Here is a 19,502-nt window from a genome sequence, read left to right on the forward strand (position 1 = left end):
GACTGCCACCGCTAGGTCGTCTTGTTTGGGAGCAAACCCGCCCAACCGCACCGACCTTGCGCTTCTATACCTTTAGTGTCGGCTAATTATTCTCACGCAAAATCAGAAGGTTGTGGATGACTCACTGATCCATCCCTCGCACGCGCAGGTCGATCACGCACACCTGTAACCAAGAATTCCAGCCCTGTGCGTTACTATACCTTTAGTGGCGGTTAATTATTTTCCTGCAATATCAAGACATTATAGCGATCACCAGAATCCAGCCCCAAAAGGCGCAGGAAGGAGTCCTCATATCCAGCAAGTCCAAAGGACGACTTCCTACGCCCCCTCAGTTCTCCAAGCGCGTCCTTATACCTTTAGTGTCGGCTAATTACCCAAAAAAACACCAACACACCAATATAACTACACTTTCACTTTATCTACTCAAACTTCCTTACCCACTCATGCGACTTCAAGAAGTCCAGCCCAAGCTTCGTATGGAAGTCCACAGGCTCAATCACGTCTTTCATGAGCATGGAAACAGGATAGCGCCCTTCATATATGGATGTAACGTCGCTCAGATCAGCTTCATGCCCGACAACTTCCTTGAGCTTCATACGGTCAATGTCGTGCAGCTTAGCCCATGTAATGAATGTGTGCCGGAATGAATGGAAGGTAACATCGCTCACATCAGCTGACCCAGCTCCGACGCCACAACCTCGACGGTAACGGGTAAACCACTGCGTTACGTTGGCGGAGACATTCACATGCCTCTGGCTGAGAGTAGCGCGAGAAAACAAATGCTCCTCGCCCATTTCGCGCCTGACTTTTACCCGGTCAAGGAATCCCAGTTCGACGAGGAATGGATGGATTGGAACACGCCGCTTACCAGCCTCTGTCTTAACGTCCTTGTCGCCTTCGGCATTTATGTCGATATACGGTACTCCATCCTCTTCACGGATGTCATCAAGATGGAGCTGACATATCTCCTCCAACCTCGCCCCGGTGAAAAGTCCTAAAATTGGTGCCCAGAACTGCCAAGCGGTTGTTAGCCCCTTCCTGCCCTTCGCTGTTCCGTAGAATTGAGGAGTGTGAAAGAGTGCCTTCAGCTCTTCGTCTGTAAATCCTCGGCGGACGGCAGCCTTTGCCTTCATATTCAATTTCTTGAGTGACAAGGCCGCATTGAGCTTCTTGGCCGACACCACATACCCTTCCAGCTCAGCCCAGTTGATAAACGACCGAACATTATCCACACGGGATTTCAAGCTCTTCGTCTTTAAAAGATGACGTGGATCAATCTGCATCTCCAGCAGCTCCTTTGTCGTCTTTCCCTCGTAATACGACTTGTAGCGAGCTGAAGGCAGCTTATTGAGCAACGCATAATACTGGCGCATATGATCGTTTGTTAACGCATCCATCCGCATTTCTTCGCCAACCAACTCGGCAAAACGACGCAACTGTGGAGCCATATCTCTGGCGCTGGTGGCCTTCCATTCGTCATTGTCCATTTTAATTGCAATGTATTTTTCAACGGCCTCTGCAACCGAAGGGCAAACGGTGGCAGAGAGCTGCTCAGGAACGGAAGTCGTTGAATTTAGAATAGGAGCTTGCTGAGACTTCAAAGGATTGAAGTGCGGAGAACTGGCCTTTCTGTGAAATGAGGCAACAGCGTGGAGGAGAGAGGCACACAACCTATTATAGTCGGTTGACCCAGCATCGACAGGCAAGCCATGCTCTTTGATCAACCCATCGGCAATCACTTTTACTGAGCGATAGTTGGATGTCTCAATATCGGCCAACGCCTCATGGAAAAAAGCATCATGCTGCGCGAGGTGCTCTTTCAAAGCATCTTTGTTCCATGGAGTCTTTCGATCAACACGCATCAGGTATTCATCCGAAAGAGCCTCCTGAAGCCATTTGTGTACCACCTCTTGCAATTTGGATTCAGAAATCCTACCCGACATAGACGTTCTTAACCTCCTGATTTCATCTATGATTTCGACAAAGGTTGCGGCAAGACGTATCGCTTTTGGACGCGCCTGTCGCAAGTACTGTGTACCAAGCGACTTTCGCACCTCTTTTCGCCCAAAGTACGGGACGACATCTTCGGGCAAACGAATCCTGAAATATAGACCACTTGGACGCTGAAGCAAGTAGGAGGGAGCAGAAAATGACACAGGCTTGCACCTCGCATTGTGTACCACCAAGGTGTCCCAAGGTAGTCCAGCTGCCGTACAAGCCTGAAAAAGATTGCCATTTAAGGCATTTAAGAGCGATGGCGGAAGGGGTGAGATTCGAACTCACGGACGTCGTAAAACGTCGGCAGTTTTCAAGACTGCTGCAATAAACCGGGCTCTGCCACCCTTCCACATATAAAGAACCGGTGCGGCCATGCCGCGCGGGAAGGGAGATATATATGCTTCCCGCAAAAAGTGCAAGGCCGGAAGCTGCATCCTTCCTGCCCTGCCTGAATATTACGCTAGCCCTGATTCTGCAGCAGATACTTCAAAATCAGACTGAGCAGGTTATCTGAATTGATGGGCTTGCCGATGTAGTCATTCATGCCCGCCGCAAGGAACTGTTCACGGTCCCCCTTCATGGCATGGGCGGTCATGGCAATAATCGGAACGCCCGACGGCGTCTTGAGCCCTTCGGCAGCACGCACGGCCTTGGTGGCGTCCATGCCGTCCATTTCAGGCATAGCTATGTCCATCAGTATAAGATCAAATTCCTTTTCCCGGAGAGCCGGAATCACCTCGGTGCCATCAGAAACAACCTGCACCTCAAAGCCCTGTTTCTTCAGGAATTTTTCGATATACATCAGGTTGACCGGATGATCCTCGGCAACAAGTATCCTGCCACGGCAGACTGCTGCGGGGCGTTTCTCAGTACCCCCAGCCTTTCTGGCAACAGGCTTCTCTTCCAGATAGGCAAGCTGGAAGGGAATAATGAAGCTGAAACGGGCACCTTGTCCGGGCAAGCTGCTCAGTTTGATTCTGCCGCCCATGAGATCCACGAGACGCTTGCATATGGCAAGCCCGAGACCTGTTCCCTGATGCCTGCGCGAAAAAGAGCCGTCCGCCTGAGCGAAGCTGTCGAAAATGCGTTCCTGATGCGCCTCCAGAATCCCCGGCCCCGTGTCCGTCACGGAGAACTCGATCTCTACGGTGTTGTCGGGAAACTCCTGAATAAGCTCCACTCCCAGTTGCACCTGACCGGATTCGGTAAACTTCAACGCGTTGTCCAGCAGGTTCACAAGCACCTGACGCAGACGAAGCGGATCTCCCATCAATCCATCCGGCACGGAATCCGGCACGGAAAAACGGAAGTCCAATCCACGTTCTTCAGCACGGTGCACAAACATGGTGTGCAGGGCCGAAAGGCGCTTGCGCAGACGGAAGGCTTGATTATCCAGTTCAATGACACCGGCTTCGATCTTGGAGAAATCAAGAATGTCGTTAATGAGGGCCAGCAGGGATTCGGCCGAGTTCTGTACAGATTCAAGATACTCGCGCTGCTCCTCGTCCAGCTCGGTGTCCATGGCAAGATCAAGCATGCCCAGCACGCCGTTCATAGGCGTGCGTATCTCATGGCTCATGGAAGCAAGAAACTCGCTCTTGGCCTTGTTGGCAGCGTCTGCAGCCTCTTTGGCCACGCGCAGTTCCCGCTCCATTTTGCGGGTGGCGGTCACATCACGCACATACTCCGCCACCATGGAAAAATCTTCTCCGGTCCGGACAACCGGAAACACGGTTATGGAACGGTATTCACGCGTCTGGGGGTTATAAAGCTCAATGACTTTCTGCTTGCGCGTTTCAAAGACTTCTTCAACCTGACACTGGTCGCAGTATTTCTCTCCCCTGAAAAAACAGCCGAAGCAGACGGTTCCGTCTCTGTCGCCGCCGCGGTTTTCCCAGTAGGTGTCTTCCTCGCTCCAGTTGCTGAACACCACGTTTTCCGCCCGGTCATGCACCGTCAGCTTGTCAGGAATGGCATTCAGAATATCCTCAAGAAGCTGCCTTTCACGCTGCAGGCTTTCCACCTGCTCTTCCAGCCGGACGTGAGACGCACGCAACGCCGCCAACTCGACGCGCAACGCATCCAAGTCTGACGAATCCTCACCCACGGGGGACACAACTCCTGCGCCCGCCGCTCCGGCAATGTCACCTTTAACAACACTCATCGTTTCTAGTCCAATCCCTTGCCACAGTATGCGGGCGAGACTACCCCGTACCCCTTTTCGCCATCACGCCCCCCGACGTTCCGTTGCATACGAAGCGCATCCATGCGTACACGACGCGATATTCGGCAATCCTTATACCTATGCACACCACTCTTGGGAAGAGGGGAAACCATTTTTTTGCAGACCTATTACGCGCCACCGCCTCTTTTCAACAGAAGGTGGTTCATGTACAATCTACACAGCTATTCATTCTGGCACGTTACCCGTGCATTTCACCATACACCACTTGCCAAGGAGACGGGCTTGCAGATTGTACAAACCGGCATTCCCGGACTGGTTATTCTGGAACCCAAAGTTCACGGAGACCACCGCGGATTCTTCATCGAAACGTTCCGTCGGGATACACTCCAGAATGCGGGGCTGCCCTTCGACTTCGTGCAGGACAATCATGCCCGCTCCGAACAGGCCGGGGTTCTGCGAGGGTTGCACTTCCAACTGCCTCCGGCCACGCAGGCCAAACTGGTCTGGGTTACCAGCGGATCAGTCTTTGATGTGGTCGTGGACCTGCGCGCCGGTTCCCCCACCTTCCGGCAGTGGTACTCGGTGACCCTTTCCGCACAGAATTTCAAACGCCTGCTCGTTCCAAGGGGATTTGCACACGGCTACATGACGCTGGAGCCGGGAACCGAGTTCCAATACAAAGTGGATGCTTATTACGCCCCGCAGATGGAATCGGGTATCGTATGGAATGATCCGGACCTTGCCATTCCCTGGCCGGACATCACCCCGATTCTTTCTGAAAAGGACAACCTCCTGCCGAAGCTGGCTGAGTTCAACACGCCGTTCACGTTCTGATGACGTGATCCTCGCATGGTGGACAGACGCCCGACCCGCAACAACGCGTTAAGCCATGCCCCCCCACTGCGGCATATCTCTTTGCGCGCACAAAAGCTGGCCACTATATCATATTAATAGATACAAATGCGCAGCCACGCGCCATCGCAAGCGATGCAGGCGACATTTATCCTTGTCCTGACAGGGTGTTAGAAACAGGTTTGAGATTGTATCAAACAAGGACAAGAATCCACTTATTCCCGAAACCCCACGACCTGCCCCTCGGCAGACAATTCTCAGGCGCACCGGCATCCGGATGAAAATCTCTTGGAGATTATCTGGATAGGTGCGCTGTATTTTTACGCGGGAAACGCGCCCCTCCTCCAAAACGGTTTTCCGGAAGAATGGCTTCCAATTTTCTACTTTCAATACATACAGCCAGTTACCACGGCAGGCCCTGAGTTCGTGAATTATTTCACCTTGACACAGCAATTGGCTTCCGCTTAGGTAATGGGCGTGGCAATTGTGGGCATTTTTTTTAATTTTTCAAACCAGCTATGAGGCGAAGGGTTATGGCGGACAGGCATTTACATCCTGCCAACGGGAACAGCGCGTCCAGCCAGTTTGGCGGCGCAGCCCCGTTCTTCGTAGGTCTGGTAGTGGCACTCATCTTGGGCTGGTGGGCGTTCCCGCAGATGCTTTATTCTCAGAAGCATCAGCCGGTACGATTCAGCCATAAGGTGCATATGGAGGGCGCAGGCATGGAATGTTCATCCTGCCACTTCCTCCGTGAAGACGGCTCTTTTGCAGGTCTCCCCACCACGGAAAGCTGTGCTGAATGTCACAGCGAACCTCTGGGCAGCGACCCTGAAGAAGCTCGTTTCATTGAAGAATACGTAAACACCGGCAAGGAAGTTGAGTGGCTTGTCTACCAGAAGCAGCCGGACAACGTATTCTTCAGCCATGCGGCTCACTCGATGAATTCGTGCAATACGTGTCACGACTTTACCGAGACCGAGCTTTGTTCTACGTGTCACCCCAATGTGGCCGAAACGGACGAAGCCCCGGTTTACTATGAAAACAAGCTGACCAAGTACAGCAAGCAGACCATGAAGATGTGGCGCTGCGAGGAATGCCATGCTCACCCTGAGCATTACGGCACCACTCGTTCCAGCAACGCATGTTATGTCTGCCATAAGTAAAAGGGGTGGTTTCAATGGCAGTTGATAGAAGAGGTTTTCTCAAGTTCGTCGCCGGTGTCAGCGCAGGCGTTATGGTAACTCCCATTCCGTGGAAACTGCTCGACGACGCTAGTATTTGGACCCAGAACTGGCCTTGGATTCCCTCCAACGTCGACGGCGCGACCAGCTACGTCTCCACCGTGAGCAAGCTGTGTCCCTCCTGCGTCGGCATGAAGGTCCGTCTGGTGGGCGATCGTCCCGTACGCATCCTCCCCGACGAGAATCATCCGCTTTCCAAGGGCGGTATCTCCCCCCTGGCTGTTGCTGAAGCACAGATGCTCTACAGCCCCGCACGCGTTAAGCGTCCTTTGAAGCGGGCTGCAGACGGCGCATATGTTGCCATCAGCTGGGAAGAAGCCGATGCGCTGCTGGCTGAAAAGCTCGGCGCCGCAAAGGGCAGCATCGCATGTGTGTCCGGTGACGAAACCGGCAGCATCAACGAAGTGCTTTCTTCCCTCGCCGTTCAGGCGGGTTCCGGCAACTTCTACCTGATGCCCACCGAGGCACAGCCCGCAGCCAAGGCTCTTGCAGCCATGGGCGGCAAGGGTCAGCTCGGTTACGACATCGAAAACAGCGACTACGTTCTCGCCATCGGCGCCAACGTACTCGAAACCTGGGGCCCGGTTATCAGCACCCGTGCAGCTTACAAGGCAGCACGTCCCCATGGTGAAGATCCCGCTGTCCAGTTCGTGTTTGCAGGTCCGGTGCAGAACAGCACCGCCGCAGGCGCTGACCAGTGGGTTCCCATCAAGGCCGGCACCGAAGGCGTTTTCGCCCTCGGTATTGCGCATCTGCTCATCAAGGCCGGGGCAACGGCCGATGCAGCTGATTTCAGCGCATTCAAGAGCCTTGCTGAAGCCTACACCCCCGCCAAGGTTGCGGAAATCACCGGCACCAACGCCGACCAGCTCAAGGCCGTAGCCGCAGCACTGCTGAAGGCACGCACCCCGCTGGTTGTATGCGGCTCCGACTTCGGTCAGGGCACCGGCGCCGGCACCGTCATGGCAGGCATCGCAGTCAACATGCTGCTCGGCGGTCTGAACCGCAAGGGTGGCCTTAAACTGCTGCCCGTTGCCGAGCCGGTAGTTTCCTCCGCCATGTCCCGCGCAGAGATGATGGACAAGGACTTCGTTTCCTACATGTCCCGCATCAACGCAGGCAAGGAAAAGGCCCCCAAGGCCATGGTCTTCTACGAAGCCAACCCTGCCTACGCTCTGCCTCAGGCAACCAAGATGTCCGAAGTGCTGGGACAGGTATCCTTCAAGGTTACCTTCACCACCTTCCTTGACGAAACCGCAATGCTCTGTGACCTCGTGCTGCCCGTTCCCATGGGCCTCGAGCGTCTGGATGACGTGGCGACCCCCTACGGTTACGGTCAGGCGCTGTACTGTCTCGCACGTCCCGTGGCTCCCATGCCCGCAAGCGTCAAGCCCGCAGGCGACTACATCGTCGCTCTTGCCGGCAAGCTTGGCTGCTCGCTCGGCGTCAGCTCCTGGGAAGAAGTGCTGCAGGCCAAGGCCAAGGCCATGGATGCAGATTGGGACAGCCTGATGGACGGCAACGTCTTCACCAGCGATGCAACCGTAAGTGCCAACCTCTCCTTTGCCGCAGACCTTCTCGCCAAGAGCGTGAACGTCAAGGCACAGGAAGGCAACTTTGCTGTTGCACCTGTTTTCAAGCTCGGCATCGGCACCGCAAAGACTGCCATCCCGCCGTACAACAACAAGCTCATCCGCCGCTGGGAACTCCAGGGCAATGAGCTGTACGTTGCGATGAATGGAGCAACCGCCCGCAAGCTCGGCGTGATGATGCACGACAAGATCGTCATCAGCAACAAGAGCGGCAGCATCAATGCCCGCGTGAACATCTTCGAAGGCATCATGAACGATACCATTACCGTTCTGATGGGCCTCGGCCACACCGCCTTCGACCAGTTCAGCAAGGGCAAGGGCGAGAACGTCATGCAACTGCTGACCGTCGGTTTCGAAGCAGGAACGGGCCTTTCCGTCTGGAACATGGCCGGCGTCACTATCAGCAAGGCATAAGGGACGATCGTCATGCAAGCAAAAGAATTCAAAGTAAAATGGGGGATGGCAATCGACATCGATAAGTGTACCGGTTGCGGTGCCTGCATGGTTGCATGCCAGGCCGAAAACAACCTGTCGCCCATCGAAGATGCCTCCAACAAGATCAAGGTGATGAACTGGCTGGTGGTTTACGAGCTCAGCAACAAGAAGCCTTTCCCTGAGCACGATGTTGCCTACCTGCCCCGCCCCTGCCAACAGTGCGGTACCCCGCCCTGCGTATCGGTCTGCCCCGTTATCGCAACGGACAAGAACGAAGAAGGCGGCATTGTCAGCCAAATCTACCCCCGCTGCATCGGCTGCCGGTACTGCATGGCTGCGTGCCCCTACCATGCACGCTACTTCAACTGGCTTGACCCCGTGTGGCCCGAAGGCATGGAAAAGGCCCTCACCCCCGACGTATCCGTACGTCCCCGTGGTGTGGTCGAGAAGTGCTCCTTCTGTCACCACCGTTTCATGATGGCCAAGGACAAGGCTATTGTAGAAGGTCGCGATCCCGAGGCTCTGGCCGACGGCGAATACGTGACTTCCTGCACCGAAGCCTGTCCCAACGGTGCCATCGTGTTCGGCGATCTGAACAATCCCGATCATCAGGTATATGAACTGGCACGCTCCAAGTATGCCAGCCGTCTGCTTGAGCGCCTCCATGCCGACACTCAGGTGTACTACATCAGCCGCCGTGAGTGGGTACGTCGCCAGCTCGACAACTACCTGGATAACGAAAAGGTCAAGGGGTAGAACACCATGGAAAAGAACTACTCTCTTCCCGCGGATCATGATCTCTTCCCGGAAGGCGCGCAGCGCTGTTCCCTGATGAAGTTCACGGTCTGGATGGGCTTGGTCGGCGTTGTCGCTGTCTGGGGTCTCTATGCCGCGTATAAGGTGCTCAGCACCGGTCTTGGCGTAACCGCTCTGGACGACTACTTCGGCTTCGGTCTCTGGATCACCTTCGACCTTGCCGTCATCGCCCTTGGCGCTGGTGCCTTCTTCACCGGTCTGCTCAGATACATCCTGAACATCGACCCGTTGAAGAACATCATCAACCTGACGGTTATCGTAGGCTTTATCTGCTACTCGGGCGCCATGCTCATTCTGGTACTCGACGTAGGTCAGCCGGTCCGCGCATGGTTCGGTTACTGGCACGCAAACGTACACTCCATGCTTACAGAAGTTATTTTCTGTATCACGTGTTACCTTATCGTGCTGATCATCGAATACGTACCGCTCATCCTTGAACAGAAGCAGCTGAACCGCATTCCCCTGCTGCATCATATCGCGCACAACCTGCACGTTATGATGCCCCTGTTCGCCGGTGTGGGCGCGTTCCTCTCCACCTTCCACCAGGGTTCTCTCGGCGGCATGTACGGCGTGCTCTTCGCCCGCCCCTATGTCTTCCGTGACGGCTTCTTCGTATGGCCCTGGACCTTCTTCCTGTTCGTTATTTCCGCTGTTGGCTCCGGCCCGGTATTCACCGTGCTGATTGCCACCCTGATGGAAAAGATGACCGGCAAGAAACTGGTAAGCTGGGATATCAAGTCCCTGATGGGTAAGATTGCCGGTTCCATGCTGTTTGTGTACCTGATCTTCAAGTTCATGGACACCTACGGCTGGATCGCACACATCCTTCCCAATGCAGGTCTGACTTACGACCAGAACTTCTATGGCAATATCTACGGCCAGTGGCTGCTGTGGGCTGAACTGGGTGTATGCGGCGTTCTGCCCTGCATCATCCTGCTCGTACCCAGCCTGCGCAACAACCCTGCGCTGTTCTACTCTGCCGCCATTCTGGACTGCATCGGTGTAACCATCAACCGCTACGTCTTCACGGTTCAGGCTCTGGCTATGCCGGTTATGCCTTTCGACACCTGGGAAACGTATGCACCGAACTGGGCGGAATGGGGCTCCAGTGCTCTGGTTGTCGCTTACGGCGCCATCGTACTCTCGCTCTCCTACCGCTACCTGCCGGTATTCCCGCAGGAGAAAAAGCTGAATGCGACCAAGGCATAACGCCTGAGTCACATATACGGTTAAAGCTCAAAGTAGTTGAACCCCGGCACGGCCCCCACCCGTCCCGGGGTTCTTCTGTTGGTATAGGTAAAAAGAGGCCGGTCGCCTGTGGCGACCGGCCTTTCTCTTCATGACGCTAACAACCAATGGTGCCCTTAATTTATATTGGGGAAACGAAACACACATCACATCATACGGACTGACAATCTATGCGTGGGCGGAATGTCAATGCCTCCCACGATACCAATGCCATCCTCCAAAGATCATGAACAGCATACCTGAACAGCCGACGGCACTGGATCGAGCGCTTCGCGCTCTTACATCGTCCACCAGAAGTAGAGACATGCCATAAGGGCGATGGAGAGCGCTCTGAGCACCTGATTGAACCCGATAAGGAAAAGCGCCAGTCTGGGCTTGAAAATGCCCGCATAAGATGGAAACTGGTGTCTGAATGCCCGCATGGGAGAGGAAAGAATATTGCCTACCAGCAAAGTCAACACGACATCGCGTGGAGTAAGGGTTCCTGCATGTAAAAGCTGGCCTGCTGCAGCGAGAGCCGCCGCAAACTCAGCAGCAAGGTGCAAAAGCACCACGCTGAGCCCTGCCGGATTGAGAAAGCTCAAGGCCCCCACGTTGTCCTCCATTACCCTCTGTACCGTAGTAAAGCCTCCCGTCCTGTTCAGCGCGTAGATCAGCACGTAAACCGGAATGGTGATGTACAGAATACGCGGCAAGCGCTGCAGCAATCGCTGCCAGCTCTTGCGCAGTGCCTCCCTCCAACCGCTGCTGCGCTCTTCTTCAAGTCGGCAGGTTATGCAGCCTTCCGGTAACGGGGGCAACATGATGCGCCCTGCAGCAACCGTCCCCAACGTACGGAGAATTGCCGCAGCAAGTACGAGTCCCACATAAGTGAAGGCTGCATCGCCGATGAAGGGAACCGCCATGAAGAACATGGTGGGCAGATGCAGAAAGAACGCCGGAGTACTGTTGAAAAGATTGGCGAACACCAATTCACGACGCGAAATTTCGCCCTTTTCATAGCTGCCGGCCAGCATTGTATTTGCCGTGATGGTTGAGAAGAAAGCCATGGAAAATGAGGCTCCCGAAATATCGCGCAAATGCCCTATACGCACCAAGGGAGTGGCAATGCGTGCCACCCCGTGCGTCCAGTTAAAAGCTTCGATGATATTTCCGAGCATGAGACCGGTCGCAATGAAGGAGACAAGCCTGAGAAGAGGCTTTAACAGACCTGGCCACACCACAGCCCAATCTGAAAGCCCCAACTGATGCACGAGTGTCATGAATTGTTCCATCCTCACAGAATACGCCCCTGCGGCAGGCATGTAAACAACCGACCGGACGGAACTTTCGCGTCAATTAACAAACTATTATCCCACAAAAAAAGGCCATGCGGCGCACAATACGCGGCATGGCCTATACGAAACAAAATGGAAAAGCCCTACAGGAAGGTGGAAACCGTCTCGATATATTCCTGCAGGCGTTTTGCAACGCCATCTTCAAGGCCCGAGAAAGCTGCTCCCACTGTCATAGTGGACTTGTCTATCTCCACATTGCGGCAGATGCAGGACAAAGTGGAATCCTCTCCGGCAAACAGGTTGGCCTTGATGACCAGCATCTCCTCCGTGGCGAGCTTGCGAATGCTATCAGAGCTCTTCACCTCGAAGCAGAGCTTGCAACCTCCCGCGGAAAGATCGACGATGGCGGCCTTCTGCACTCCGTGAGAGGAATGAATCTCGGCAGGAATAAGACACTTCAAGCGCTTGTATGAACGCAGTTCATACTGCTCAAGCGTATCGGGGTATTCAACGAACACCAGAGCCGACGGCTTGGTAATCTGCGTGATGACGTGGGTCTTGAACCCGATGATGGTGCCCTGCAGCATGTAGCGTATGGTTAGCGCTTCACCGGGCATCATGCGATTCCGGATACCGGGAACCATGGGCATCTTCAGAATCAGGTATTCATAAGGATTCAGCCCGATAAGCTCCGTACCGTGCTTGCCGTCCGAGCCGTTCAGGCTCATCAGCATTCTGGTGCCGAGCTTGATGTCGAGCTTCATCCCGATATTTCTTATACGCGCGGGCAGCGGCTGCTGCATGTTCACATCACTCCTCAGGACTGGCATATCGCCTCGATTCCCATTTCATAGCCACCCCAACCGGATGCATGCAACAAGAATCGCACCATTTATAATTTTACCTCCGGCACCCACGGCTCGTCTGAACGCACCATGCCGGATAGGCAATACTGCCATCCCTGTGCGACCCCACAGAATGCCTTTCTGCCAGCATATCTGATGATCGCCTCACTCACGAAAACAATCAGGCAACGTGTCCGGGATCTTCCGGCTGGCCCTTGCGCTCCGCCTCGGTACGGGCAAGCACATCGCATCGCTCATTCTCGGGATGCCCGCTGTGCCCACGCACCCAATGGAACTGCACGGCATGCAGTTTGAGGAGCGGCACGAGGCGTTCCCACAAATCCTTGTTCTTCACCGGCTGTTTTCCGGCAGTCTTCCAACCATTCTTCTGCCAGTTTACCAGCCATTTCTTCTCAACCGCGTTACGGACGTACTGGGAATCCGTGTACAGATCAACCTTGCAGGATTCTTTCAGAGCGCCAAGTCCTTCAAGGACAGCAAGAATCTCCATGCGGTTGTTGGTCGTGAGCGAAAACCCTCCGGACAACTCCTTCTCCACGCCATTGCAGCGCAAAATGGAGCCCCAGCCACCGGGACCAGGGTTGCCGAGGCAGGAACCATCCGTATAAATCTGAACTTGTTTCATACTGTCATGCACACCTTTATCCTGCCCGCATTCATCCCAAATGAAGACGACAGGCACTATCAGGGGGCAGAACTGACACCGCCCCGCCCCCTGGAAAATACATCAAACGAACGGCCATACCGGCCGGCATTCCACATGCGGCACGGTCTAGCCGCCCATATCCAGCCACAACTGCGTCAGCGCCTCGGCCAGGCCCTGCTGCCATTGATCCTTTTCGAAATACGGGCCGAAGTGCTCATTCTGCAACCGGTACATATACTCATCGCCCAGCGCCTTGCGCAATAAGGTGGGGAATTCGATCAGCACCTGCCGCGTCTCGGGATTGATTCCTATGAACAGCGTCTTGTTGTCCAGATCCGGCAACACCACGGGAGATTTGCGGATCTGAAGACGCAGCTTGATGCCATAGGTTTCCTTGAGCTCAGCGGCAAAGTCACGCAAGGCCTCTCGCTGATCTCTGGAAAGAACATTGGCCTCGTCCCACACGGCACCACGCGAGTTTACCTCGCGGAGGTTGGCCCCAATCTGATACCAGAAGGCCACCCCGACCAACGCCACCACCGAGAGCAGCAGCACGGAACGGAGGAATAGCTCCGATCCACTCTCCGCCTTGATGAGCGGTCCGCCTGAGCGAAACAGCATCAGCCCTCCTCTCCGCCGGAGACAACGGGCGCAGCAGCGGCCATATCCAGAATGGCCTGTGCATATCTGGTGCGGACGTCATCCATATAGCCAACGTCAATGCCACCCTTCCATGTGACCACTTCCGTATAGCGCTTGGGGATGCGGACTGCATGCACATCAAATCCGGTGCGGCACTTCAGGTTCCAGCGCAGGGCCTGCATGGCCTTGCCTGCGCTGCCGAGATTGGCCGCCACGTCCGGCAGCCCCACCGATTCAAGGCACTCCCCGATGCGCTCCGGACCATACGATGCCCGCGCGAACATGCAGGAGACCATGCTGTTGATGAGGATGCGCTTGTACTCGTCATCCACGAGGAAGTCCACCGCCTTGCCCGCGTCCTTCTCCTTGGCGCTCTGATCCCATGAATAGCCGCCCGAATCGAGATGCGAGTGCCGGAATCCGTAGGCCTGCGACACAAAGAAGACTTCACCGGTGGCGTAGCCTGCCATTTCCTGTCCCAGAACGCAGGCGTAATCGGAGCCGCCATAGACGTCCGCCGCCTTGAGCGTACCCGTTCCGAGCACACGATAGAATTCGTTGCTGCCCAATGCAAGATGACGCAGGGCATCCAGAAAGCCCTGCACCTCGCCGAAGCGGACGGGCACGATGGTCTCCGCCTCAGTCAGCACGCCCTTGTCCACGGCCTCTGCCACCCATGCCAGCGCCACACCGGAGCTCATGCAATCCAGCCCCAGCTTTTCGGTCTCGTCAAGCAGGGCCAGCACATCGGAGGCATTGGTCAGCCCCAGCATGGTGCCCTGCGAGAAGATGGACTCGTAATCGTAGGAAACCTGCTTATAGAGGAATTCATGGTCGCTGGCGAACTGCTGCCGTAACAGGCCGATATGAATGCAACCCACGGGACAGCCTGCGCAAGCCGTCTGGCGCAGCAAGAACTTGTCGGCAAAAGTCTCGCCCGAAACACCGTCAATGCGCTCGTCATACGTCTTCTGCAGGTTGTTCCACGGCAGGGCCTTCAGCTCGTTCAGGGCCAGCAGGTTGGCCGGAGTCCCAAGGTCGTGATACTTGCGCATCTTGTCCGTGGCGGTGATGTCCTTGTAGACCTCGCGCATGAGCTTGGCATAGGCGTTTCCATCCGGCAGGGGGAACGCGCCGTCCCCCTGCACCACAATGCCCTTGAGATTCTTGGCACCCATGACGGAGCCTGCTCCGAGCCTGCCGAAATGACGGAAGGAATCCACGTTGATGCAGGCGTAATGCACGCCGCGCTCGCCTGCAGGACCGATGCGGATGCAGGACCGGTGTCCGGAACTGCTTTTGCCGAATCGGCGCAGGTACTTGCCCGCGGAGAATACATCCGCCCCGCGCAGATAGTTCACATCGTGCACATCCACGGTACGCGCGCCCACAACCAGAGCAGAAAGACCACGGGCCGCGCCGGTAACCATCAACGCGTCATAGCCTGCAAACCGCAGGGACAGGGCCAGCCTGCCGCCCGCATGGCTCTCTGCCCACTCGCCCGTGTACGGGGAACGGAAGCCGCAGACCACCTTGCTCATAAGTGGAAAAAAGCCCGTAAGCGGCCCCACGGCAAAGATCAGGGGCTGACGCGGGTCAAGCGCGGGGGCTTCATGAAGGCCGTAGGTGGCATACAGAGCTGCGGCAAGACCGCTGCCCCCCAGATGCTCGGCCCTGCTGCCAAAGCGCAGAACGCGGGAGCGTCCCGTTTCCAGATCCACATGCAGCACGCGGGAATAGGAATGATCAGTACGCATCGTTCACCCCCTTGCCATCAGCCGGGGAATCGGAAGCCTTGCCGGAGCCTGTCGCATGCACCGACTCCGGAGCATCTGCCAGATCAAGACAGCCATGCGGACAGAAGGCCACACACCTGCCGCAATGAATGCACAGGTACGGAGAATTCGTTTCGGGATCCATATAGATGGCGTCCACCGGACAGGCATCGGCACATTTGCCGCAGCGTATGCACAGTTCGCGCTCCTGCTTGACGCCGCCGCCCTTGCGCTGAGTCAGCGAACCGGTCGGGCAGGCCTGCGCACAGGGAGCGGGATCACAGCCCACGCACAAGTGCGCTTCAAAGCCGGTGGAAAGCCCACCCGCTGAAGCAATACGAATACCTGCGGTATTCCAGGATAATTTCTTGTGAACAAGCCGGGCGCACGCCAGTGAACAGGAATGGCATCCTATGCAGCGCTCCATCTTGTTGGCACGCAATAACTTCATGCTAGCCGCCTTTTAACCCGCGCCACGCGCGGCAGGTTATATGTGTTCAGACGCTTCGGCTATCCAAGCCTTGAGCGGCGTTTCAATCATCAAACGTATCTCTTCCAGCCGTTCCGCCGTCTGCGCCTCAAAGCGCAGCACCAGCACAGGCTGTGTATTGGAGGCCCGAACCAATCCCCACCCGTCGGGGAAATTCAGCCGGACACCGTCTATCACTATAACATCATCGCAACGTGCACGGAAATATTCCTGCGCACGATCTATCACGGCAAATTTCACGGCATCGGGACAGGCAACATGCAGTTCCGGCGTGCTGAAGGCCCGGGGCCACCCCGGCAGCTCGGTCAACGGCTTCTGCTGCGCGGAAAGGATGGCCACGATGCGCGCTGCCGCGTACACGGCATCATCAAACCCGAACCAGCCCTCATTGAAAAACATGTGGCCCGACAGTTCGCCAGCCATGGGGGCATCCTCTTCCAGCATCTTGGCCTTCATGACGGAATGCCCTGTTATCCACATCATGGGCCTGCCGCCGCAATCGCGAATATCATCAAACAGGCGGTGCGAGCATTTCACGTCGCCTATGAGCAGGCTACCCGGCAAACGGGACAGCACATCCCGGGCGAACAGGCAGTACAACTCGTCGCCGAGCAGCAACCGCCCCTCCGCATCCACCAGCCCGAGCCTGTCGGCATCGCCGTCAAGTCCGATGCCCGCATCCGCCCCGCTCTCGCGCATGCGCCCGATAAGGTCCTGCATGTAGGCCTCTATGGTCGGATCGGGGTGGTGGTTGGGAAAATCACCGTCCGGCGCACAGTACATCTCCTCCACCTCGCATCCCATGCGACGCAGGATCTCGGCACATACCTCACCACCGGCACCATTGCCGCCGTCAACCACAACCTTGAACGGGCGGGCGAGCCTGTTGCGCTCCAGCACCGCATCCATATAGGCCGGAAGAATGTCGTGTTCACAGCCGATGCCCTGACCAACGGCAAAGTCGCCGGAAGCCATGATCTCGTATATCTCGCGGATGGCCGTGGTATGCACGGTGCCGCGTCCGGACCAGACCTTGAATCCGTTATACTCCGGCGGATTATGGCTTGCCGTGATCATGACTCCGGCCAGCCGGTTCAGATGCACGATACCGAAATAAAGCAGGGGGGTGGCCACCATGCCCAGCACGGTCACGTCCACACCGGTGGCGAGCAGTCCGCGGATCAAGGCCCGCTGGTAGGCAGGCGACGAATGCCGGCAATCGTATCCCACCACGGCATCCCTGTGTCCGCGCCGCAGAAAAAACGTACCGATGGCCATGCCAAGGCATTCCACCCATTCCTCATCAAAATCCATCCCCACGACACCACGAATGTCATAGGCACGGAACACGCTATCACGCACTGGTTTCATATTTCGGGGAGGCATCCTGAATAAAGTTTTGACAGTTGGCGTCTATTTGCTGTGATGCGTCTTGACCTATCACAGCAACTGCCATATTTTTCATGCATTATGAACTGGGATTGGGAAAAACTGCAAGAAAAACGGCAAAGGCAGTCCGGTGGCGGACAGGGCCCCGGCCCCGGTTGGGGTCCCGGAGGTCCTAACATCGACCCCATCGGCGACAGCCTGAAGAAGCTTCGGGGCTTCAAGTTCCCCGCGGGCAAACTTATAGTTGGCCTGGTCTTTCTTCTTTGGCTGGCTTCAGGCGTATTCATCGTGGAGCCGGATGAAGTGGGTATCGTGCTGCGATTCGGTCAATATGACCGCACCGTGGAAGCCGGCCCCCATTACCATCTCCCCTTCCCGATAGAAAACGTCTACAAACCCAAAATCACGGAAATCCGCCGTGTGGAAGTGGGCTTCCGGTCCATTGAACGCGGCTCCTCCTTCCAGCAGGGCTCGTTGCGCTCGGTCAAGGAAGAATCCCTGATGCTCACCGGTGACGAGAACATCGTGGATGTTCAGTTCATCGTGCAATATCAGATCAAGGATCCCGTGGAGTACCTCTTCAACGTCACCCAGCAGGGCTGGACCGTGAAGAGCGCTGCAGAAGCGGCCATGCGTGAAATCATAGGCCACAACGTCATCGACAACGCGCTGACCAAGGGCAAGACGCAGATTCAGAGCGACTGCCGCGATCTGCTGCAGGTCATTCTGGACCGTTACGGCGCGGGGGTCCGCGTTGTGGCCGTGCAGATGCAGGACGTGCATCCGCCCAAGGAAGTCATCGATGCGTTCAAGGACGTTGCCAGCGCCCGTGAAGACCGCAGCCGAATCATCAACGAGGCGGAAGCCTACAGAAACGAGCTGCTCCCCAAGGCCCGCGGTAATGCCGCACAGATCGTGAACCAGGCGCAGGCCTACAAGGAAACCGTGGTCAAGAATGCAGAAGGTGAAGCCAACCGCTTCCTTGCCGTTCTGCAGGAATACAACAAGGCCAAGGACATCACCAAGAAACGCCTGTACCTTGAGGCCATGGAAGAAATCCTCGGCAACTCCGAGGTGGAAAAGCTCATCATGCCTGAAAAGGGACTCTCGCAGGTGGTACCCTACCTGCCCCTCGACAAGCTGAAGACGAAGAAGGGAGGCGAGTAATCATGTCCAACAAATCGCTCACCCTTATCATCAGCCTGTTCATCGGCCTGGTGGTCGTGTTCCAGTCCGCATTTACCGTGCACCAGACCCAAAAGGCTCTGGTTCTGCAACTGGGTAAGCCTGTGGGCGGGGTGCGTGAACCCGGCCTGCATTTCAAGCTGCCCTTCGTGCAGAACGTCATCTACTTCGACGCCCGCGTGCTCGACTATGATGCACAGCCTGCCGAAGCCCTGACCAAGGACAAGAAGGCGTTGGTGCTGGACAACTATGCCCGCTGGCGCATTACCGACCCGCTGCGCTTCTACCAGACGGTGCGCACCATTCCCGGCGCACAGGCCCGACTGGATGACATCGTCTACTCGCAGTTGCGCGTATTCCTGGGCCGGTACACCCTGACCGAAGTTGTCTCATCCGAACGTAGCGCCATCATGGAGATGGTGACCAAGCGCTCGTCCGAGCTCATTGCCGACTACGGCATCGAGATCATCGACGTACGCATCAAGCGCACCGACCTGCCGCCGGAAAACCAGCGCGCCATCTTCGGTCGCATGCGTGCGGAACGTGAACGTCAGGCCAAGCAGTACCGTTCAGAGGGTCAGGAAGAATCCACGACCATCAAGTCCACTGCAGACAAGGAGCAGGCTGTTATCCTCGCCGAGGCCAGACGGCAGGCTTCCATCATCCGCGGTGAAGGTGAAGCGCTCTCTACCAGAATCTTCGCGGAGGCACTAAGCAAGTCTCCCGAGTTCTACGAGTTCCAGCGTTCGCTGGAAGCGTACAAGAAAAGCCTTACAGGCAACACCCGCATCCTCCTTTCACCGGATGATCCGTTCCTGAAGTTCCTTAAGTAAGCATTAGCTTACAAATTCAATAGATACGCGGC

General features: G+C 56.1%; 16 protein-coding genes, 1 tRNA gene and 1 pseudogene. 7 read left to right on the forward strand and 11 right to left on the reverse strand.

The annotated features are described in order from the left end of the window. Positions 1–419: 419 nt before the first annotated feature. From N1030_RS10275 to N1030_RS10285, 4 genes and pseudogenes are all read right to left on the reverse strand, one after another. Complete coding sequence (locus tag N1030_RS10275) at positions 420–1,943, reverse strand: site-specific integrase (RefSeq protein WP_265825391.1); 1,524 nt, start codon at positions 1,941–1,943, stop codon at positions 420–422. 24 nt (positions 1,944–1,967) lie between these two features. Continuing rightward, positions 1,968–2,183 (reverse strand): annotated as a pseudogene (locus N1030_RS17715) (DUF6538 domain-containing protein); the annotation flags it as partial. Positions 2,184–2,255: 72 nt separating this feature from the next. Continuing rightward, positions 2,256–2,347 (reverse strand) — tRNA-Ser (locus tag N1030_RS10280). A gap of 111 nt (positions 2,348–2,458) precedes the next feature. Continuing rightward, the gene (locus N1030_RS10285; protein ID WP_265825392.1) at positions 2,459–4,162 is read right to left on the reverse strand and encodes an ATP-binding protein; all 1,704 of its coding nucleotides are present in this window, start codon (positions 4,160–4,162) and stop codon (positions 2,459–2,461) included. A gap of 303 nt (positions 4,163–4,465) precedes the next feature. Here N1030_RS10285 and rfbC point away from each other — a divergent pair, with 303 nt between their 5' ends. From rfbC to qrcD, 5 genes are all read left to right on the forward strand, one after another. After that, positions 4,466–5,017 (forward strand): dTDP-4-dehydrorhamnose 3,5-epimerase, encoded by a 552-nt coding sequence (gene rfbC / locus N1030_RS10290; protein WP_265825393.1) that lies wholly within the window; start codon positions 4,466–4,468, stop codon positions 5,015–5,017. Between the two features lie 551 nt (positions 5,018–5,568). Beyond that, positions 5,569–6,198 (forward strand): menaquinone reductase multiheme cytochrome c subunit QrcA, encoded by a 630-nt coding sequence (gene qrcA / locus N1030_RS10295; protein ID WP_265825394.1) that lies wholly within the window; start codon positions 5,569–5,571, stop codon positions 6,196–6,198. A gap of 14 nt (positions 6,199–6,212) precedes the next feature. Further along, complete coding sequence (gene qrcB / locus N1030_RS10300; protein WP_265825395.1) at positions 6,213–8,282, forward strand: menaquinone reductase molybdopterin-binding-like subunit QrcB; 2,070 nt, start codon at positions 6,213–6,215, stop codon at positions 8,280–8,282. A gap of 12 nt (positions 8,283–8,294) precedes the next feature. Next, positions 8,295–9,059: a menaquinone reductase iron-sulfur cluster-binding subunit QrcC gene (gene qrcC, locus N1030_RS10305; protein WP_265825396.1), complete on the forward strand. Its 765-nt coding sequence runs from the start codon at positions 8,295–8,297 to the stop codon at positions 9,057–9,059. A gap of 6 nt (positions 9,060–9,065) precedes the next feature. After that, a complete protein-coding gene (gene qrcD / locus N1030_RS10310) occupies positions 9,066–10,328 on the forward strand; it encodes a menaquinone reductase integral membrane subunit QrcD (RefSeq protein WP_265825397.1) in 1,263 nt (420 codons plus the stop codon). 317 nt (positions 10,329–10,645) lie between these two features. On the opposite strand, the gene N1030_RS10315 is transcribed toward qrcD, so the two are convergent. The 7 genes from N1030_RS10315 to N1030_RS10345 all read right to left on the reverse strand — a co-directional run bounded on the left by N1030_RS10315 (position 10,646) and on the right by N1030_RS10345 (position 17,434). Next, complete coding sequence (locus N1030_RS10315) at positions 10,646–11,629, reverse strand: hypothetical protein (RefSeq protein ID WP_265825398.1); 984 nt, start codon at positions 11,627–11,629, stop codon at positions 10,646–10,648. Positions 11,630–11,787: 158 nt separating this feature from the next. Continuing rightward, on the reverse strand, positions 11,788–12,447 hold the full coding sequence (locus N1030_RS10320) for a flagellar brake protein (RefSeq protein WP_265825399.1): 660 nt from the start codon (positions 12,445–12,447) through the stop codon (positions 11,788–11,790). A gap of 223 nt (positions 12,448–12,670) precedes the next feature. After that, positions 12,671–13,135, reverse strand: a complete 465-nt coding sequence (rnhA, locus tag N1030_RS10325; RefSeq protein ID WP_265825400.1) for a ribonuclease HI — start codon at positions 13,133–13,135, stop codon at positions 12,671–12,673. A 147-nt stretch (positions 13,136–13,282) separates the two neighbouring features. Beyond that, on the reverse strand, positions 13,283–13,777 hold the full coding sequence (locus N1030_RS10330) for a TPM domain-containing protein (protein WP_265825401.1): 495 nt from the start codon (positions 13,775–13,777) through the stop codon (positions 13,283–13,285). Then, the gene (locus N1030_RS10335; RefSeq protein ID WP_265825402.1) at positions 13,777–15,555 is read right to left on the reverse strand and encodes an aldehyde ferredoxin oxidoreductase N-terminal domain-containing protein; all 1,779 of its coding nucleotides are present in this window, start codon (positions 15,553–15,555) and stop codon (positions 13,777–13,779) included. Before N1030_RS10335 ends, N1030_RS10330 begins: the two co-directional genes overlap by 1 nt. Further along, on the reverse strand, positions 15,545–16,024 hold the full coding sequence (locus N1030_RS10340; protein WP_265825403.1) for a 4Fe-4S dicluster domain-containing protein: 480 nt from the start codon (positions 16,022–16,024) through the stop codon (positions 15,545–15,547). Before N1030_RS10340 ends, N1030_RS10335 begins: the two co-directional genes overlap by 11 nt. Positions 16,025–16,060: 36 nt before the next feature. After that, complete coding sequence (locus N1030_RS10345; RefSeq protein ID WP_265825404.1) at positions 16,061–17,434, reverse strand: phosphomannomutase/phosphoglucomutase; 1,374 nt, start codon at positions 17,432–17,434, stop codon at positions 16,061–16,063. A 99-nt stretch (positions 17,435–17,533) separates the two neighbouring features. Between N1030_RS10345 and hflK the strand changes: the two genes are divergently transcribed. Next, positions 17,534–18,619: an FtsH protease activity modulator HflK gene (gene hflK, locus N1030_RS10350; RefSeq protein ID WP_265825405.1), complete on the forward strand. Its 1,086-nt coding sequence runs from the start codon at positions 17,534–17,536 to the stop codon at positions 18,617–18,619. Between the two features lie 2 nt (positions 18,620–18,621). Then, on the forward strand, positions 18,622–19,470 hold the full coding sequence (gene hflC / locus N1030_RS10355) for a protease modulator HflC (protein ID WP_265825406.1): 849 nt from the start codon (positions 18,622–18,624) through the stop codon (positions 19,468–19,470). Positions 19,471–19,502 lie beyond the last annotated feature (32 nt).

Origin of the sequence: Desulfovibrio mangrovi (genome assembly GCF_026230175.1) — a bacterium.
GTDB classification, from domain to species: Bacteria; Desulfobacterota; Desulfovibrionia; order Desulfovibrionales; family Desulfovibrionaceae; genus Halodesulfovibrio; species Halodesulfovibrio mangrovi.

What these genes read in the sequence shown, in the direction of transcription:
- N1030_RS10275 (WP_265825391.1), bottom strand. Translation starts at nt 1,943, where the DNA reads ATGTCGGGTAGGATTTCTGAATCCAAATTGCAAGAGGTGGTACACAAA.
- N1030_RS10285 (WP_265825392.1), bottom strand. Translation starts at nt 4,162, where the DNA reads ATGAGTGTTGTTAAAGGTGACATTGCCGGAGCGGCGGGCGCAGGAGTT.
- qrcA (WP_265825394.1), top strand. Translation starts at nt 5,569, where the DNA reads ATGGCGGACAGGCATTTACATCCTGCCAACGGGAACAGCGCGTCCAGC.
- qrcB (WP_265825395.1), top strand. Translation starts at nt 6,213, where the DNA reads ATGGCAGTTGATAGAAGAGGTTTTCTCAAGTTCGTCGCCGGTGTCAGC.
- qrcC (WP_265825396.1), top strand. Translation starts at nt 8,295, where the DNA reads ATGCAAGCAAAAGAATTCAAAGTAAAATGGGGGATGGCAATCGACATC.
- qrcD (WP_265825397.1), top strand. Translation starts at nt 9,066, where the DNA reads ATGGAAAAGAACTACTCTCTTCCCGCGGATCATGATCTCTTCCCGGAA.
- N1030_RS10315 (WP_265825398.1), bottom strand. Translation starts at nt 11,629, where the DNA reads ATGACACTCGTGCATCAGTTGGGGCTTTCAGATTGGGCTGTGGTGTGG.
- N1030_RS10320 (WP_265825399.1), bottom strand. Translation starts at nt 12,447, where the DNA reads ATGCAGCAGCCGCTGCCCGCGCGTATAAGAAATATCGGGATGAAGCTC.
- rnhA (WP_265825400.1), bottom strand. Translation starts at nt 13,135, where the DNA reads ATGAAACAAGTTCAGATTTATACGGATGGTTCCTGCCTCGGCAACCCT.
- N1030_RS10330 (WP_265825401.1), bottom strand. Translation starts at nt 13,777, where the DNA reads ATGCTGTTTCGCTCAGGCGGACCGCTCATCAAGGCGGAGAGTGGATCG.
- N1030_RS10335 (WP_265825402.1), bottom strand. Translation starts at nt 15,555, where the DNA reads ATGCGTACTGATCATTCCTATTCCCGCGTGCTGCATGTGGATCTGGAA.
- N1030_RS10340 (WP_265825403.1), bottom strand. Translation starts at nt 16,024, where the DNA reads ATGAAGTTATTGCGTGCCAACAAGATGGAGCGCTGCATAGGATGCCAT.
- N1030_RS10345 (WP_265825404.1), bottom strand. Translation starts at nt 17,434, where the DNA reads ATGAAACCAGTGCGTGATAGCGTGTTCCGTGCCTATGACATTCGTGGT.
- hflK (WP_265825405.1), top strand. Translation starts at nt 17,534, where the DNA reads ATGAACTGGGATTGGGAAAAACTGCAAGAAAAACGGCAAAGGCAGTCC.
- hflC (WP_265825406.1), top strand. Translation starts at nt 18,622, where the DNA reads ATGTCCAACAAATCGCTCACCCTTATCATCAGCCTGTTCATCGGCCTG.